This is a genomic window from Pseudoflavonifractor capillosus (assembly GCF_016899775.1).
Classification (GTDB): Bacteria; Bacillota; Clostridia; order Oscillospirales; family Oscillospiraceae; genus Lawsonibacter.
Genome location: NZ_JACJJE010000001.1, coordinates 58405 through 75891 on the forward strand (window position 1 = coordinate 58405; position 17487 = coordinate 75891).

The window sequence follows — 17487 nt, forward strand, 5'->3', positions numbered from 1 at the left end:
AGGAGCCCTTTATTAAGCAGTGAGCCTTTGAGCATGCGTCTCAGGCGATGATGTGCAGCTACAGTTCCGTCGTTTCATATGCGGCGGAGAGGAGGCTGCTTTTTCTTTTGCCAAATCACCGGGCATCGGTGTTTGGAATATTAAATTTTCTGGCATGACCAGAAGGAAAGGACTGAATGATATGTCGAATGCAACCATCCATCTGCTTGGCCGAGTGGTCAACGATCCTGAGGTCCGTGAGGGCAAGGAGCAGCGCAAGTTCGTCACATTCCGGCTGGCTGTGAACAACCAGTTCGGTGCGACGGAGCATGCCGCCTTCTACACCTGTACGGGCAATGAGTACATGGCGAACCGGATCACCAAGGCCGGCCTTGCGAAGGGCCGCCTCATCAACTTGGTCGGCTCCTTCAATCCCCGCGAGTACCAGACGAAGACCGGCGAGACGCGGATGTCTCTTGATGTCGGCCTCTACGACTGGAGCTACGTTGGCGGGAAGCCGAAGGGCGAGGACAATTCGGATGACCCGGCGCCGGCGGCGAAGGCCCCTGGCACCGTACAGCCGGAGAGTCCGATCAACGATGAGGATGACCTTCCCCTCTGAGGAAGATGCAGAAAGACCAATTGGCGGGACTGTAAGTGAGAGAGTGCTTGCGGTCCCGTCTTTTTCTGCATTTCCAGACTTGAAAACCGAAAGGATGATGATTTTATGGCGAAAGTTCGCCGAATGAAGACTTCCACTCTCTTCCGGTTCTTAGTAGCACCCGCTCTGCTCTTATGTGCGATCCTGCGCAAGCCCATTTTCCAGTGGATCGCCGTGGCTGCAGTCGGGATCTGGCTCGCTGTCATGATCGTGCAGGCGGTAGGTACTCTCCCCAAGCGGGTAAAGAGAAACCGCAAGCCTGTGCAGACGATCTGTCAGGAGCGTGGCCCAAGCCAGGAACACAAAGAAGACGCGAAGCCTGAAACGGCTCCGGGAGACGACGGCAGTCGGCTGTTCGTGCTACGACAGGTAAACTACCGAATCACAGAGCAGCTCAAAAGCGCCTACCCCATGGTGGCTTGGCTTTGGGTCAAAAGGCCGGAAGCAGAGCAGCTGTGTAAAGGCGGCTCGTTTCGGATTCGCACATCCAATACCGACCCCTTCAATTTTGCGGAGGTCGAATTGAGTGCGGATGGACGCCTAAGGATCACCATGCTTCAGGCAGTATCTCTCAAAGACGCCGCGACGCTCGCCGCTGAGGAGCAGGATGACCTGGCTCAGGAGGAACTACTGGAACGTGTGGATGTGAGAACCTGGTACAACTCCAAGGGTGAGCAAGTCCTTTGCCAGATGATCGATGACCTGAACACCCAAGGCCATAAGAAGCTCCTGATCAAGGAGAATGGCCAGGTGGTCATCGAGGTGTCTGGTAAGGAGCAGCCTGTGGAAACGATCCAGGATTTCCCGCCCCGCATGGTCTGGGATGAGTTCTGCCAGCTCCTGCGTGATGATGAGATCAAAGCGACCATCGAGAAAGAAGGTTTGCTGCTCGCCTGGTGATGAGCGGCATGTTGGAGGTCAGATAAGTTATGCCAAGAAACAAATTGTTTGAGTCGTGGACATTCAAGCTGTCCATGCCGAAGCCGTTTGATGACCCGAACTACAGTGGTCTGAAAGACTTCGGATTGTCGAAATATAATGTGTCCGGGAAGCTTCATAAGGCCTCGCTGCACGCGCCTACCATGCGTGCCCTGCTGGCTTATGCGAAGCTGGTCAACACCTCGGAGCAGGGGCAGGATACGGATGGGCTCGGCGCGATCGGGCATCAGGACAATAAATTCCGCATTGCGGAATACAAGTCCGCGAATAAGACCGACTGCGTCGTCTTCAATCCCAACACCGGAAAGTTTGTCGTCAGCCAGTTTGAGGATGGGAGCGATACCCCGAAAGCCTATTCCCTGGCGGCTGGCAATGCCTCTGGAAGTGCTCTGCTGTTCTGCCTGATGCCGATATTTGAGCAGGATGATGAGTTTCGTGATACCTTCCTGCAGTTCAGGAATGAGCTGAATCAGGCGAACCCGGACATGGATTCCGCACTCTCGATGGCGTTGGTCCTCTGTGACAATGTCTATCGCCGAATTGAGGGCGCCGGCCAGCTGGGTGCTGCTGGTGTGAAGCTCGCCATCCCGACAACGGGCAATATCAGCACGATCTCGCATCTGGCACTGGATAAGGGCAGCTATGCGCCTACCGGCACCGTCTACGGCCAATTCACCATCTTGAAGATGGGTGGAGCGCCCCAACAGCAGGCAATCATGGTCAGTCACGCTGACTTCGTTGGGAAATACCAGCTGTCCGCCCGAAGCTTGACGGCGCGGGAAGACGCCATGGTCCCCAAACTGCCTGACTGGTACATTATCCCCCGGGAAGTGGTGCGGGTCTGTGAGCATGCGAAGCTAACCTCCACCACGAGCCAGCCGATGCGGAACTTCCTGTTTCGCGGTGAGGCGGGCACCGGCAAGACGATGGGCGCCCAGGCGATCGCGGCGGGCCTGCATCTGCCCTACACGCTCATGACATGCAGTGCCAACACCGAGATCACGGACCTCGTGGGTCAGTTTATCCCCGATACAGCTGGAGCAGTCAGCCAGGCAGATGCATCTTCGCCTCTGCCGAAGATCTCCGATATCATCATGCACCCGCCGTCCGTCTATGAGGAGCTGACGGGTATCTACGACGATGATAAGACGGAGGATGACGTCCTTCAGAAACTCATTGAGATCGCTGTTGGGCGGCTGGCGCAGAAGGAGGAACAGCACGGGCAGCGGATTCGCTATGTGGATACACCGCTCCTGGAGGCAATTCGATACGGATACGTATGTGAGCTTCAGGAGCCCTCCTGCATTGCCAATCCCGGTGTCCTGGTGGGTCTTAACTCCCTTCTGGACAACTGCCAGACCATCACGCTGCCTACCGGCGAGCGCGTACATCGGCATCCGGACACCGTCATCATTGTGACGACGAACTCCGACTATGCCGGCTGCCGGGATGTCAATCAGAGTATCATTTCCAGAATGGATCTGATCTACGACATCGAGGCACCGGATCTGGCCACTATGGTCAAGCGGGTCATGAATGTGACCGGCTGCACGGACGAGCAGGAGACCACCAAGATGGCCATGGTCGTCCGTGATATAGCGGAACGATGCCGACAGACGATGATCACAGACGGTAGCTGCGGTATGCGGGAGCTGAAGGCGTGGGTGCTCTCAACGATGATCACGAAAGATCCCTACGAGTCAGCTCTGTCTACCGTCATCTCCTCCGCGTCAGCAGACCCGGAGAACCGTGCGGATCTAATCACCACCTGCCTGGAAAAGCAGTATATGCGGTGAAGTTCTTTAGGGGGAGCGTTATGAAAGCTATTCACATCCAGTGGGATGTAGACGAGCCTGATGAATTGGAGGGATTGCCGACGGAGATCCAGATCCCTGACGGCATGGAGGACGAGGATGAGATCTCAGATTACTTATCCGATGTGACAGGCTTCTGCCACAGAGGATTCCAGCTCGTCTGAGTCCAACTCCAAACACAAAACATGAAATGAGGTGCTATTTGTAATGATGTACGATGAATTGACTGGTTTCAAATGCGCGGTTGCGGTCGCGGTGGCGTGCTTGGAGGATGAGCGGCCGAAGGGCGAGTCCATTCAGCCTGAAGCGGCAGCCCAGTATGTAAGCGATGTTCTTGAGGTTCTGTTGTCTTCGGCTCCGGTCGAAGCCACGGTCGAACCCATGACCTATCCCCGCTGCTGTAAGATCCCGCTGATCATCCGCATCGACGGGCATGACGCCTGCCTGTACTGGTACTATCCCAATGCCACGGCAAGCGAGGTGGCTCAGGAACTGGAAGGTGCCCTGCTCGGCCTGGCCAAAATGGAAGAACGGGTCATTGCTTGACGGAGGTGCGTGAATTATGCGTGCATCTCACCGTGAGGTCCGGAAGAAGATTTTGGATCGCATGAGCAAGATCGACGATAAGGAGTTCTTTACATCGAGGGCCTATCGAGGCTACCTGGCGGATATCACCGAGTCGGCAACGAAGCGGTACCGCCGGCCGATCCGCGTCAATCTGTTCGCAGATGAGACGGATCAGACGGTCGCCTATACCGACTACTCCGGCATCTACATCAATGTGTGTAACCACATCACACAGAGTATGCCGTCCCGGGAATTGAAGTCGATCAGTCTGGAGGGTCTGGACGGGCATGAGCTCGGCCACAACCTCTACACCGACGGCAGGATCTGGGAAGCCTATGAGCATGACCTGGCCAAGGGCCGATTTTACCCGTCAATGCCTTCCGGCTTGGATGGGACTCAGAAGCTCTATGCGTCTGAGATCCTGGCCGCAGTGCAGGATGAGAGCGATCCGGTCCCAAGGTCGGTGATCTTGAAGACTGTGGCCGCTCTGCAGAATATCCTGGAGGACGGCTACGTGGATGCCAGAACGTCCTTTGAGTTCCCCGGAAGGCTTGCGCGAGGCATTGCCCTGAACAACCTGCGGTATTCCGAGCTGGTGCCTGACATCACAGAGATGGTCAATCGGAAGTACTACGACCACAGCATCGTGCTCAATCTTCTGATCGAGTACGTGCGGGCGGGCGAGGTGAATAACCTGTCCGGCTACACGGGTGAATTCATGGACTTGCTCCTGGAATTCATTCCCGCTGTGGATGCCTGCATCCGGGATGACGATACCAGATCCCGGTGCGAAACGGTAAGCCGTATCCTGATCGGCCTCTGGCCCATCATGCAGCGGTGCTTCGATGACCTGCGCGATAAGCAGAAATCCGCCCAGCAGCAGGCGCAAGCTGGAGCCGGCCAGACGAACAAATCTGGCAACAGCCAGCAGAATGGCACCGGGAGCCAGCCTTCACAGTCGGAGACTGGAGAAGATGGTGATGCCGGCATCCAGGCAGTTGAGGAAGCATTGCAGGGTCAGTTGCCTAAGGCGGCGGAAAATCGGAATGACCGCATGGCCCCAGTGCCTTGCAATGGCTCCTTCCTCCCCGACAAGGAGAAAGAGCAGGTGCTCAAGCAGGAGCTGAGCCGGGCGATCGCCGAGGAGACCGCGCGGATCGCCGCCCATGTGACCTCTGGGATAGAGAGCGAGGGCGACGGCGGGATCACGATGGATCGACAGTACCAGGGCTCTGACTACGACTTTGCGGCCGATGAGATCAGACGGCTGCTCGAAAATATGGCCGAGGCCCAGGTCTATGCGTCGATGGAGGAGGAGTTGGCTGAAGATCTCCAACGTGAGGCAGACAGCATCTCCTACGGGAATGCACATAAGAACATCCACGTGACAGTACATCGGATGGCGCAGGTAAACCAGTCGCTCATCAATGCCTATAACGAGGTGGCCCCGCAGCTACTCATGCTGTCAAAACGTCTCCAGAGAAGTGTCAGCGCCGCTCTGCGTGATAAGCGCCAGGGCGGGAAACAGACCGGGCTCCTAATCGGAAAACGGCTGAATCAGCACGCGCTCTACCGCAACGACGGCAGGGTGTTTTGCAATACCCGACTTCCGACCGAGCCCATCAACCTTGCTGTGGCACTGCTGGTTGACGAGAGCGGCAGTATGTGCGGCAATGACCGGATCACCAGGGCGAGGGCGACAGCCATCGTCGTCCAGGACTTCTGCGAGAAGCTTGGGATACCTGTGATGATTATGGGCCATACGGCGTCCAGCTCCCATGTGGAGCTGTTCTCCTATGCTGAGTTCGGGTCGGTGGATCGGAAAGACCGCTACCGGCTGATGGACATGAGCCCGCGCTACTGTAACCGGGATGGCGCCGCGCTCCGCTTCGTAGCTGAGAAACTCTGCAAGTACCCGGCGGAGGTTAAGATGCTGTTCATCATTTCAGATGGCCAGCCGAATGACGACGGGTATAGCGGTACCGCAGCGGAGGCGGATCTGCGCGGGATCAAACTGGAGTACAGCCGGCGTGGGGTCGAGATCTTCGCGGCAGCAATTGGGTCAGATCGTGAACAGATCGAGCGCATCTATGGCGCCGGCTATCTGGACATCACCGACCTCAATCAGTTGCCCATCATGCTCACGCAGCTGATCACGCGGAATTTGCCGAAATAAGTGGTTATGACGTTGGAGGAGAGCCGGCAGGCCCTCCTCCTGTCATATATAGATTATTTGCCGTCCCATTGGGCGGCGGACAAAGGAGGTTCTGATTTTGAGAAAAAAGAAGAGAATGAAACGGCGGCCGGTGCCCAAACTGTGTGACCCCGGTATGTGCGATCACTGCACCTACGTTGGAGAGGGTGACTTCCTCTGTGATGATTACCCTGGCGAGGCGTATGTGGTCGTCATGAGCGACTGGGAACCTACGGAGAACTATCTTCACTGCCTGCGCCGGCATGGCGCAAAGGGGGAGGTGGCGAAACCGTGAAAATCACACACGACTGGAGGATACAGCCGGTTGACTGGCAACTCTGGATCGATAAGGGATTGGCAGTGGATGGGATCGGCGGTGTCACGCTGAACTATCAATTCACGCAATCTGACCTGCAGGAAGAAGCACTCCTCCTCAAGGGGAAATCTCCCGAAGAACAGGAGCAGATCCGGAATGAGCAGGTGCTGGCCCGAAATGCGAAGATGAAGGCACTGATGGATGAGATCTCGTTCCGATTCCCCTGCTATCAGTATGAGGAAAGCGACGAGCTTGCCTATGAAGGGCAAGATTGGGATTTCTTCTTCTGGTGTCGGGACCTGACTCCTCCGCTGAGTGGAAGGGACTACTCCTACATCACGCTGGATGAGAATGGTCACCAGGCCCCACAGAGGCAGGAACAGGCATTTGCTGATCTCCTGATGCTTCTGGAGGAACTGTGTGGTGACAGCCCGAACCTTCATGTGAATGTGTTTCACCATCTTCGATACAACAAAGAGCGGTACCAAGCCGCCATCGAACGGGCAAAGCGCGAGCTGCACGGCCGCCTTAGTACCTTCAGAGGCGTGAAGGGCTCTTTGGAACTGACAGCAGGTGGAGACCTTCTATTCGTCCCGCGTCGGAAAAGGAAGGAGCCGGTAAAGATCGGCAATTTCGACATGGTCCGTCAGCTCTGGATCATTGAAGACGGGAAGGCCGGCGAGTATCTGTGCCTGGATTGAGCGGAGGTACAACATGAAGGAAAAAATCCATTTTGACACCCCAGACGCAAAAGACTTTGTCGCAACCTTCCGCCAATTGACCAACCGTCATGAGTCATGGAAGGTCTGGAGCGATTTCGTCACCTTATCGGCCTGCTCTATAGCCGTTCAGTTTGATTGCGCGGATAGAGACCGGGTCGAGCAGAGACTCAAGTGGGTATCCAACGTATCTGACAGGTACAGCGATGACGAGCTGGAGCGGTTTGGCAAACTGCTGGAGATAACTGCGAGTGCCCTTCAGGCGGACCCAAACCAGGACTTCCTGGGCAGGCTTTATATGTCGCTCGATTTTGGAAACTCTTGGAGAGGGCAATTCTTTACTCCCTGGGACGTCGCTTACATGATGGCCATGATGACAATGGGGCAAGACGATGATCTCATAGCAAAAAAGGGCTATGCGAGTACACTGGACACCTGTTGCGGTGCCGGATGTATGCTCCTGGCCGCTGCTGCGGCCTACGATGCCACACATAAGGATCGCAGTTGCCGGCAGGATATGCTGTTCGTTGGTCAGGATTTGGATCAGGTAGTGGCTCTCATGTGCTATATCCAGCTATCCATCCTGGGCTACGCCGGGTATGTGGCCATAGGGAATTCGCTCACGAACCCTCTTGGGGGAACGGAACTGTTCCCCACAATTGGCGAGGGCGGAGAGCTGTGGTACACGCCGAAGTGGTATTCCCCAATCTGGCAACTGCGTCGGCTGAAGGAGCTCGCAAAGATGATCGACTCCAGTGAAAGTAAGGTAAAACCGTTGGACAACTGATTTTGAGGAGGGACACTGTTTTGGAAAACCAGAAGAAGTATTTGCGGGTCAAGGACATCATGGAGGCGGCAGTCAAGATGGCGCAGGAAGATCCGCTATTCCAAGAGGCGGAAAAGAAATGCGTCTTGGACTACCACCAGCTTTGTTTCACGACTAGATTCGATGAGGTGAAGCTGTGCTCCTTTAACGTGATCGGGCATCCGGAGTACGGCGGCAGCGAAGGGATCTATGGCACCATTCAGTTCTTTGGCGAATGGGTTCCTCAGCATTCCGATAACTGCTGCCGCTCAAGGGTCAACGTCTACACGCTTAAGACCTTGTCCGAAAGTAAAGATGCGTTTCTCGGCATGGGGTTGATGGTAAATTTGATCTGCTATTACGCAAATCAGTTCATCAACGATCACATCGAACGATTTGATTGAATAACAAGACGGAGGTGTTTCGATTATGGGATTGGACAGCTATATTTATCGAGTCAAAAAGCCGGAAGGACTTGCGGACAAGGTGTATTCAAGCGATGAACTCCGCAATATGGGCCTGGATGCTGTTTTAGCGGAATATCAGGATGACCCGTTAATTTGCGAACTGAAGCCATACTGTGTGACAGTGCGGGTGGAATCTCCCTATATCAATATGCAGAGTATTCGAGATGCGTATGATTTTGGAGAGGACGCTTATGTTGTTGCACAGCACAGTGATGGCTCGATCGTCGTGCATGAGAAAAGGCCCGATGGTACCGAGCATAGTCAGGAGATCAGCGGAGCAGAAATGCGAGATAAGCACCTGCTGAACCTGATTGATGAGCACATTGTCTTCCGTAAAGAGCGGATCGCCTATTGGCGGAAAGACTACAATATTGAGGCATTCTTTGCGAATAAGCACGATGATGGAATTGAAAACACTGGCTACTACATTCTGGATTTGGAGACCATAAAGGAATTCAACTCTAGGTTTTCTCCGAAACTCCCAGAGGAGGCGCCGAGTGAAGACAGTGCCCTGTACTACTGGGAATGGTACTAATACCGAGGAGGGATCAACAATGAGTCAATATCGAATTCAGAATCAGATCGCGGTTTACAAAACCAACAAGAAGCTCGTGGAGTTCAACGATAAGCTGAAGGCCGCTCCGGTCGAATACTACGGACATATCCATGCGCAGGGCGAGAAGATGGATGACGGCAGCCGGCCGCGCTCCTGTATCGGCATGATCCTCCAGGACTACTCCAATGGGACTGGGGAGAATACGATCCGAGTCATGGCCAATCTGTCTCCTGAGTTTTTCACCTACGCGCTCAGCCGTGTGAAGATCGGCGTAGAGCAGTTCGAGTTCTCGGAGGAGAAGATCTTCGGTGAGCCGGATGCCAAAGGCCTGAGCTTCGTCACGAAGGTCTCCATCAAGCGTGCCTCTGTTGATAAGGATGGCCGGCCGAGGAATTATCCCTGGTGCATTATGGTGGAAAATGGCCGTGGCGCGAAGGAGAGCACACAGACCGGGGGTATCCACATGAAGAAAGGCTCTTACGTCAAGGGCAACATGGTCTTCGTGAATATCAACGACTATGACTTCTTCTGCCTGATGGTCAAGACCTGCCGCTTCATTGAGACCTGGGAGCTGACCAATGGTCCGAAACAGATCCGGGAAGCTCGCCAGATCATGGCTCAAGAACAAGCTGCTCAGGCGAATAGCTAGTGTAATTGCGTGTTTGAGGGGGAGCGATGCCAAGGGCATCACTCCCCTCTATTTTTCAAATTCTAGATGATGGAGGAATAAAATTATGCCGAACTATGTGAGAAACATCCTGAAAATGGAGGGGATTGCGGAACTTCCGCTGTTCAATGTGGCGCAGGGAGAGAAGTACTTTGACTTCAATTTACTGATCCCCATGCCCGCTGAGTTGATGATGGAGGAAGGCTCTAAGACGGAGCGGTGTGTCATGTATTACCTGACGGAGCGGTGCAGTATTCAGCTGCAGGAACTCGATGATAAGAAGCTGAGAGTCGTCAGCGCCCTGGTAGGAAATCATTTTTCCAGCAAGTGGCCGGAAGAAGTATTCCGCAGGGTGTCCGAATGGATGAATGATGCATCTGATACGGAGAAAGACAAAGCCTATGCGGATGGCCGTCAGTATGTCTCCAATTATGAGAAGTACGGAGCAGCTACCTGGTATGGGTGGAGCATCAGAAACTGGGGCACAAAATGGAATGCCGGTGAAACGGTCATTCTCGATCGCGATACCATCCAGTTTGATACGGCATGGTCAAATCCTGCTCCAATTGTGCAGAAGCTCGGAGAGCTGTATCCGGCTCTCAGGATCGAACACTGGTGGGCAGATGAGGATGTCGGCTCCAATACCGGCCACCGCATCCTTTTCGATGGCGGTGAGCGCGTGGAATGCTTCGAAAGAGATAAAGATGCCCTGGCGATTTTTACGAAGTGTTGGGGTGAAAGTAATTTCGCTTACATCGATGAAAATGGCGAAATGCAGTATCGCGATGGTGACGAGCAGGAAAGTGAAGAAATCTGACCGTGCTTTAAGACCCCAGTACTAAATGCGGTCTTGATGAGGGCGCTGCATAGCAGTGCCCTCATCCTCACTTGGATCAGAATAGAGGTAATGTGGATGTTCGGAAAGATGACTTTGAAATCGCCTGATTTGGCAACCACCGTGGAGAGGGGGTGTATTTTTTGAAAATCCTCTCGTGTGGCGCTGGAATGCAATCCTCGGCCCTACATCTCATGGCCTGTGAGAATGCACTTGCCAAGAAGAAGGGAAAGCCGGCTGTCTGGCCGTTAGTCCCAATCTACGATGTCTCCGTGTTCTGCGATCTTGGCCTGGAACCCCCATGGGTTTTGAAGCAGGTGCAATTTCTACAGCGTTGCGGGGAATCTTGCGGCGTTCCCTTCGTCGTACTGAAGTCGCCGCTCTACCAGGATTTCATGGAGAATTTTGGTGAGCGCAGGGCGATCAGTATACCCTGGTGGACACTAAAGAAGGATGGACACAAGAGCACAATGCCACGCAACTGTACGATTGATTACAAAGTCAATGTAATAGCAAAGTACGTCCGATGGCATCTGCTTGGATATCGGAAGTATCAACGGCTTCGCGAGGCGGATCTGAAAGGGCATGAAATGCATATGGGGTTCGGCGCCGAAGAGACACGAAGATGCAAGGAGAACCCCAATCCGCTGTTTATCAATAAATTTCCACTGGTCGAGATGGGATTAAAACGTGCGGACAATTACGCATACATCAAGGATGTTTGGGGACTTTCCACCAGAGCGAGCGCCTGCACCTTCTGTCCATATCATCGCAATTACTTCTTCCAATTCTTGAAAGAGAACGAACCAGAGCAATTCGCGCACGTGGTCCATATAGATGAACTGCTGCGTGATAAGACGCCCAAGCCGCCTATGGATTCCGACCTATTCATTTCTCGGAGTCGCAAAAGGCTTGTGGATCTATGTCCTGCGGATTGCAATGATGCGGAATATTTCGACTATCACGGGCAGCAGATTTGGAATGGTTTTTGAGCCATTTTACGGAAAACAATATCAAATAATTCTTAAATTGAAGAGGAATTGATTATGCACAGCAGAATTTTTCAAGTCAGTACGACCGAAATCGCTCCAAGCGACTATATCCAGCCGGCCGATGTCTCGGACCGTTTATGCGACAACGGTGTCGCCGACTATGTTGACGATGTGGAAGACAGGGCTGAGGAGCTGAAGTACTTGATGGGGTCTTTTAAGAACATCTTTGTTAAAGGCCCAGACCAGTTCTCGTTCCAGATCGCTGAAGGCGGGAAGGAGCATTATTTTAAGCCGGGCTATAAGCGATTCCGCGAGCTCTGCGCTCAGATGACCACACTCTCTCTGGATGCCTTTATCGGCAAAGAGAGTGGTCCGGAGAATAAACCGATGTCCCTTCTCATGTACGAGCTGGATGAAGCCTACGAGGCTAAATTCGGCTATTACATCTATGAGGACGATACACTGGAGCCCCTGTCCGAATGGCTTAGAAACGCAGATACCGGCGTGATCTATTACTTCGGGAATGTGCTGGACTACCACTTCTGAGGAAGCAATCAGTTCACTATGAAAAGCGGTTTGGAGGGAGTGACACGAGGTGTCGCTCCCTCCTATTCATCTTACCAGGAAGGAGGTTGACGCTCTGATGAGGCGCGATCGATTCAACGCGCCGCTGACAGAGGAAGAACAGGAATTTGCAGAGGAGAACCACTTTCTCATCGCAAAGTATCTGAGGAAGCGGCGCCTGCCGATCGACGAGTGGTATGACGTAGTGATTTTCCGATACTGCCGGAGCGTAAAACGCTGGTTCGCGCTGCCGGAGCTGCATAAACACAGCTTTGAAATCATTGCCTTCTATGCGATGCGCTCTGCGATCGGCCACGAGTATGAGAAACGGAGACGGAGAATCCAAACCATCAGCTTGGATGCCGAGGTGCCCAACACGAACCACTTGACCTATAAGGATCTCGTGGCCAGTGAAGATAACATCACACTTTGAAAGGATGCCTGCCAACATGAGAGATAAAACTTTTGATTGCTGGGGAGAACCGATAGACGCCGTCATGGAAATAGCGGAAGCAGCTTTCGCTGTCGATGAAAATGGCGATCTGCCAAAGGCCGTGCTACGGGAAAGGGAAAAGGCACTTACAGATACCCTTAACCGCGTTTCTGCATACAGAGAGCACGGCATCCGCAATGACCTTGTGCATACGGTATTTGAAAAGCGGTTGCAGCTGATCAAGGATGCCAAGACCGTCCAGGCGCTCAAAGAGATCCAGTCTGAACCGAATCCTCGATACAATGGTAGCCGGTTCATCGCCGGACCCGCCTGCGTACCAGAGGAGGAGATGATTTTCTGGTCGCTCGCCTCCATGAAGGCACCTCTGATCAGCGAAGCTTTGAAAAGGTACATGGAACTGTTTCAGGCGACTTTTGGCTTCATGCCTGGCGAGGAGTTGCCCGAAGAAGATGATTCAACAGATAGGAGGTCATTTGCATGAAGATATATGTCTTGATCCATGAGCAGGACACGGAATCTGCATGGGGAAGCCATGTGAGCCTGTTTCTCAATAGAGATCTGGCTGAGGCGAGCATGCGGAAATGCTGGGAAGATGCGCTTAAGTCATGGGAATTTGGCCTTGATAAGGAGATGTATGACGACCACTGCTGGGAGTATAACCACGATAATGCAGCGGTACTGGACGGTATGGATATTGAGCGTTGGCGGATCGAAGAACAGGATCTGGCAGTTGGAGTCGCCGTCAAAGTGCATGGTGGCTTGGTGCAGTCTGTCATTGCCAATGCTGATGTGGATCTTGATGTCTATGACCTGGACGTCTCCGACTTCCCCGATGAAGGAGAAGAAGATGAGGCAGACGAGAGAAGACGTGTGTTCGAGGAATTGGCCAGCCGGCCGGACTGGAGGAGTGTGTGGTGATGGATCTCTATGGGATTGACTTGCTGCATCAGATCCACTCCGCCTATTTCCCGCGCTACCAGCTGGCCCTGGAGCGCGGCTACCAGCAGGAGGGCAATCGGTTCTTTTGGCTCTACGATGAGCTCCATTACCGGCTCCAAGTGCTGCGTGAAGCGATCCTGTTCCTCAATGCATTGCCGCTCTTCCTCCAGACACCTGAAGCTGAGAAGCCCTATAAGTATGTCATCGACTTCTTCACCAGATACTTCAACCAGGACAATATTGGCCGGTCGGAGAAGCAGGGTGATGATGATCCCTACTTTGGTGACTCCAACCAGTACTGGAAAGATTTTATGGAGGCGATGGACAAGTTCGGTGATGAACAGCTCCTGCAGAATCTGCCCCTGTTCTATGTCTACTCCTGTGAAGTGGTAGTCCGGGCGATCCGCCTCTACTTCCATATCCGCGAGGGTAAGTGCCATGCGATCGACCGTCAGAAATTCGACGCCTTGATGCATGGCGGTAGCTCCCTCCCAACATCAGCATAGAGGGAAAGGTACAAAGCGAGGTGCCTATGAGCAAGTTTCCAATGGATAGCGGACAACCCGTCTGGCAAGTGCCGATATCTGATAGAGATAGCACCGTCCACATGACGGCAAAGTGCCACTGCTTCATAAATGGGCAGTCCTTGTGCGGCCGGTACCAGCAAGATACCGACTACTACGAGACGGATGTCAGTGAAGACGAGGTTTCAGCGCGGCCAAGCGTTGCCTGTAAAAGGTGTCATGCCGTATGGAAGAAGAAATACGGCAGTTCCAAGTGATCGTCTACTCGATCACAGCGCAAAGGAGTCCGGGGCAGGTTCGCCTGTCCCGGGCTCCTTTTTCTTTGTGAAGCTCAACCGCCATTTCCCCAAATGATCAGGATTTTAACGAAAGTCTTTCAAATAGAAAGATGGTCTAACAACTGGTGGATTTGATTGCCGGCCACTACATTTTATACTCCTAATAGGCAGAAACTCTATCTGTTAGGGGGTGGACAAGTGGACGCAGTCAAAGTTGGAGCACGCATCAAGGCGGCTCGGAAAGTTCGCCGACTGACCCAGGCGGAATTGGCGCAGGAGGTAGACATTACCCCTAAATATCTCAGCAACATCGAATGCGGGGCTAAGGTACCGAAGCTGGAGACATTCATCGAGATCGCAAATGCACTTGAAGTAGATGCCAATACATTACTGGTAGATGTACTGACAGTCTCCTCCGCAATTATCAGCACAGAGATCTCCGAGCAGCTTGCCGCGCTATCTCCCCATGAGCGGAAAAGGATTAAGCGGATCTTCGATGTTATGATCGAGGACGCTGTTAAGCAGCCCAAGTAAATCCACCCTGCATCGTGTTTCAACGATGCGGGGTGTTTTTTGTTTTTCAGCAGGTTTCGATTTAATTCGACTTTGCATCTGTGATAATATCTTACTTGTAGAAAGACATTCTTTCTGTTAGAATGATGGAGGATGGCATATGAAACAGATACAGCGGATATGGATCGCAGCCCGGATCGAAATTCAATGGGCTTACATACTGTGGTACCGAAGGCGGGGGGAGTTCCTGATCAGACGCGGAGTGCCCTTCCATTCGGTAATCTTGCAGAAGCTGTCCAGGAAGATTGACCACCACGGGCTGATCGCATTCCGACTTCAAGACCAATACGATGCAATGTTTACGCTGTCCTGAAATTGGGACAGCGTATTTTTTATAGTTTGTACCGTGCCCTGAATATAGAGAAAAGGATTGGAGCGTGATGAAAATGAGGCTGATCGTTTGCTTGGACGATAAGAACGGCATGGCCTTCAATCACAGGCGGCAGAGCCGTGATCGCATTATAACAGAAACAATCGAAGAACTGGTGAAAGGGAGTACTCTCCACTTCTCCCCCTATTCCGCGAAGTTATTCCCTTCTGGCGTCTTCGAACCGAGTGAGGATTATCTTTCGCGGGCTGGGGAGGATGACTTCTGCTTTGTGGAGCTGGAGGATGTCACCCCTTACGAGCGACAGATCGAAGAAATAACAGTATTCCGCTGGAACCGTGTCTACCCCGCAGACCTGACCTTCCCAATCGATCTGACGCAGTGGAGTTTGGAACGGACGGTGGAATTTCCGGGCCATTCTCACGAAAAGATCACAATGGAGGTTTATAGAAGATGAAAAAGAAGTGGACGGCATCTATCCTGGCATTCCTTCTGGCCTTATCACTCTTGGCCGGCTGCGGCGCGGAGACAACTTCCCAGCCTGATATTTCGGCTGAGCCAGGCCAGAGTACGACAGTTGATACTCCTGACTCCGAGCAAGATGTGGAGCCTGATGACACGGAGAGCGATCCTGAAGATCAAACTCAGGAGCCTGATGGCAATGAGCAGGAGACGGACTCCTCTGCGCCGGGATCTGGCTATGAACTGGAGCCTGCTGAGACGAAATTCACGGTGAGCTCGGTTCCTGCCTATTCCGGATCGGCCTATGTCGCAGTCAACGGAAATGTCCCCTACTTCACGACTGATGACCTCACCACCACATCTTCTGAAAGCTACAGCTCCCTCGACTCTTTGGGGCGCTGCGGTGTCGCCTATGCCTGCGTAGGGCAGGACATCATGCCCGCGGAAGATCGCGGGAGTATCGGCCAGGTCAAGCCCACCGGCTGGCATACGATCAAGTACGACTGTGTGGATGGTAAGTACCTCTATAACCGCTGTCATCTGATTGGATACCAGCTTACCGGCGAGAATGCCAACGAGGATAACCTGATCACCGGCACTCGGTACTTGAACATTGAAGGGATGCTCCCCTTTGAGAATATGGTGGCGGACTACGTCCAGGAGACGGACAACCACGTGCTCTACCGGGTAACTCCCATTTTTGAGGGGAGCAACCTGCTGGCCAGCGGCGTGCTGATGGAGGGATATTCGGTCGAGGACAGCGGAGAAGACATCCTTTTCTGCGTTTACGCTTACAATGTCCAGCCCGGCGTCACCATCGACTATGCTACCGGGGACAGCTACCTCACCTCCGGCGGCTCAGCTATTTCTGAGGAGCCCAGCGCGCCCGTTACCCCGCAACAGCCTGAGGAGCCTGAAACGTCGGGCACTGGCACCGTACAATCTGACTATGTGCTCAATACCAATACAAAGAAGTTCCATCTCCCGTCCTGCTCCAGCGCCGACGATATTAAAGAGTCCAACAGGCAGGAGTACAGTGGTTCGAGAGAGGATCTCATCGCCCAAGGGTATGATCCCTGCAAGAGGTGCAATCCCTGAGAGAATATCAGCAATTCAATGTGCATGAAGCCCCAAATGATGATATAATATCCATAACTATGCAAAGCTATCTTGAGGAGGCAGACTGATCATGGACTTCGAGGAAAGCCAGATGGAAGGGCGGAAGCCGCCTGCCGGCGACCATGTCGAGGAAGTCCTCCTCCAGGAGGATGGCCTGATCCTCGCACGAGGTAGCGGGCTACTTGGTCCGGATTATCAGATCTATGAGGATGGGAAGTTGTACGCCCACTTTCTTGACCGCGCAGTCGCTGAGAAGCAATATGGCGAGATCAAGGAATTGCGGAATAAGACGAAGGGAAGGTAGCTGCTATGAGCGGACTGTTTGGTGGACTCTTTGACTTCAATAGAGACGGCAAGACCGACATCTTCGAAACCGCGCTCGGCCTGAGCATAATTGACCAGGCGGCCCGAGAGGAAGAGGAAGCACGACGCCGGGAGGCGGAAGCCGATAATTTCCTCCTGGATATTGACATCGATGAAGATCTGCCAGAAGACGGACAGAGCCTCCAAGACCGGCTGGATGAACTGAGAGACCGGCTGGCCGACCTTGAATTGGAGGAGCCGGAGGATATGTTCAGTGAGGAGTATTCCGCTTGGGAAGAAGCCCATGAGCACTTAGAAGAGCGGATCTCCGAGCTTGAGGATCAAATCGAAGGATTCTGAGGGACGCCTAAAGCTCCTTTATGTAGTACGAATTATGGTACTCCTTCTGTGATATTTTGGTATCACGAAAAA

General features: G+C 53.2%; 24 protein-coding genes. All 24 read left to right on the top strand.

Going from position 1 to position 17487, the window contains the following annotated elements:
* The first annotated feature begins 181 nt into the window (after nt 1-181).
* The 24 genes from H6B31_RS00265 to H6B31_RS00380 all read left to right on the top strand — a co-directional run bounded on the left by H6B31_RS00265 (nt 182) and on the right by H6B31_RS00380 (nt 17415).
* Nucleotides 182-601 (top strand): single-stranded DNA-binding protein, encoded by a 420-nt coding sequence (locus H6B31_RS00265; RefSeq protein WP_195607988.1) that lies wholly within the window; start codon nt 182-184, stop codon nt 599-601.
* Between the two features lie 105 nt (nt 602-706).
* A complete protein-coding gene (locus H6B31_RS00270) occupies nt 707-1540 on the top strand; it encodes a hypothetical protein (protein WP_204896680.1) in 834 nt (277 codons plus the stop codon).
* 29 nt (nt 1541-1569) lie between these two features.
* On the top strand, nt 1570-3375 hold the full coding sequence (locus H6B31_RS00275; RefSeq protein ID WP_204896681.1) for an AAA family ATPase: 1806 nt from the start codon (nt 1570-1572) through the stop codon (nt 3373-3375).
* Nucleotides 3376-3395: 20 nt separating this feature from the next.
* Nucleotides 3396-3557, top strand: coding sequence for a hypothetical protein (locus H6B31_RS00280; RefSeq protein WP_195607985.1), 162 nt, complete (start codon nt 3396-3398; stop codon nt 3555-3557).
* A gap of 43 nt (nt 3558-3600) precedes the next feature.
* Nucleotides 3601-3939, top strand: a complete 339-nt coding sequence (locus H6B31_RS00285) for a hypothetical protein (protein WP_204896682.1) — start codon at nt 3601-3603, stop codon at nt 3937-3939.
* Nucleotides 3940-4000: 61 nt separating this feature from the next.
* The gene (locus H6B31_RS00290) at nt 4001-6136 is read left to right on the top strand and encodes a vWA domain-containing protein (RefSeq protein ID WP_204896683.1); all 2136 of its coding nucleotides are present in this window, start codon (nt 4001-4003) and stop codon (nt 6134-6136) included.
* A 97-nt stretch (nt 6137-6233) separates the two neighbouring features.
* Entirely contained in the window at nt 6234-6449 is a 216-nt protein-coding gene (locus H6B31_RS00295) for a hypothetical protein (RefSeq protein ID WP_204896684.1), read from the top strand.
* Nucleotides 6446-7171 carry a hypothetical protein gene (locus tag H6B31_RS00300; protein ID WP_204896685.1) on the top strand — a complete coding sequence of 242 codons (726 nt, stop codon included), beginning with the start codon at nt 6446-6448 and terminating at the stop codon, nt 7169-7171. Before H6B31_RS00295 ends, H6B31_RS00300 begins: the two co-directional genes overlap by 4 nt.
* A 13-nt stretch (nt 7172-7184) precedes the next feature.
* Complete coding sequence (locus tag H6B31_RS00305) at nt 7185-7976, top strand: N-6 DNA methylase (RefSeq protein ID WP_204896686.1); 792 nt, start codon at nt 7185-7187, stop codon at nt 7974-7976.
* A 20-nt stretch (nt 7977-7996) separates the two neighbouring features.
* Nucleotides 7997-8398, top strand: a complete 402-nt coding sequence (locus H6B31_RS00310; RefSeq protein WP_204896687.1) for a hypothetical protein — start codon at nt 7997-7999, stop codon at nt 8396-8398.
* A gap of 25 nt (nt 8399-8423) precedes the next feature.
* Nucleotides 8424-8996: a hypothetical protein gene (locus H6B31_RS00315; protein ID WP_204896688.1), complete on the top strand. Its 573-nt coding sequence runs from the start codon at nt 8424-8426 to the stop codon at nt 8994-8996.
* A gap of 19 nt (nt 8997-9015) precedes the next feature.
* Entirely contained in the window at nt 9016-9666 is a 651-nt protein-coding gene (locus tag H6B31_RS00320; RefSeq protein WP_204896689.1) for a hypothetical protein, read from the top strand.
* A gap of 85 nt (nt 9667-9751) precedes the next feature.
* Nucleotides 9752-10501 (top strand): DUF1281 family ferredoxin-like fold protein, encoded by a 750-nt coding sequence (locus H6B31_RS00325; RefSeq protein WP_204896690.1) that lies wholly within the window; start codon nt 9752-9754, stop codon nt 10499-10501.
* Nucleotides 10502-10653: 152 nt separating this feature from the next.
* Entirely contained in the window at nt 10654-11511 is an 858-nt protein-coding gene (locus tag H6B31_RS00330) for a hypothetical protein (RefSeq protein ID WP_346014013.1), read from the top strand.
* Between the two features lie 54 nt (nt 11512-11565).
* Complete coding sequence (locus H6B31_RS00335; RefSeq protein WP_204801909.1) at nt 11566-12057, top strand: hypothetical protein; 492 nt, start codon at nt 11566-11568, stop codon at nt 12055-12057.
* A 97-nt stretch (nt 12058-12154) separates the two neighbouring features.
* Nucleotides 12155-12508, top strand: a complete 354-nt coding sequence (locus H6B31_RS00340) for a hypothetical protein (RefSeq protein WP_204801907.1) — start codon at nt 12155-12157, stop codon at nt 12506-12508.
* A 16-nt stretch (nt 12509-12524) separates the two neighbouring features.
* Entirely contained in the window at nt 12525-13010 is a 486-nt protein-coding gene (locus H6B31_RS00345; RefSeq protein ID WP_204896691.1) for a hypothetical protein, read from the top strand.
* Nucleotides 13007-13447: a hypothetical protein gene (locus H6B31_RS00350; RefSeq protein ID WP_204801902.1), complete on the top strand. Its 441-nt coding sequence runs from the start codon at nt 13007-13009 to the stop codon at nt 13445-13447. Before H6B31_RS00345 ends, H6B31_RS00350 begins: the two co-directional genes overlap by 4 nt.
* The gene (locus H6B31_RS00355; protein WP_204896692.1) at nt 13444-13974 is read left to right on the top strand and encodes a hypothetical protein; all 531 of its coding nucleotides are present in this window, start codon (nt 13444-13446) and stop codon (nt 13972-13974) included. The genes H6B31_RS00350 and H6B31_RS00355 overlap by 4 nt, the downstream gene beginning before the upstream one ends.
* A gap of 494 nt (nt 13975-14468) precedes the next feature.
* Complete coding sequence (locus H6B31_RS00360) at nt 14469-14804, top strand: helix-turn-helix domain-containing protein (RefSeq protein WP_195607969.1); 336 nt, start codon at nt 14469-14471, stop codon at nt 14802-14804.
* Between the two features lie 419 nt (nt 14805-15223).
* On the top strand, nt 15224-15628 hold the full coding sequence (locus tag H6B31_RS00365; protein ID WP_243418775.1) for a ribonuclease Z: 405 nt from the start codon (nt 15224-15226) through the stop codon (nt 15626-15628).
* Nucleotides 15629-15774: 146 nt separating this feature from the next.
* Nucleotides 15775-16731 carry a DNA/RNA non-specific endonuclease gene (locus H6B31_RS00370; protein ID WP_346014014.1) on the top strand — a complete coding sequence of 319 codons (957 nt, stop codon included), beginning with the start codon at nt 15775-15777 and terminating at the stop codon, nt 16729-16731.
* Between the two features lie 91 nt (nt 16732-16822).
* Entirely contained in the window at nt 16823-17056 is a 234-nt protein-coding gene (locus tag H6B31_RS00375; RefSeq protein ID WP_204896694.1) for a hypothetical protein, read from the top strand.
* A gap of 5 nt (nt 17057-17061) precedes the next feature.
* Complete coding sequence (locus H6B31_RS00380; RefSeq protein WP_204896695.1) at nt 17062-17415, top strand: DNA-binding protein; 354 nt, start codon at nt 17062-17064, stop codon at nt 17413-17415.
* Nucleotides 17416-17487: the final 72 nt, after the last annotated feature.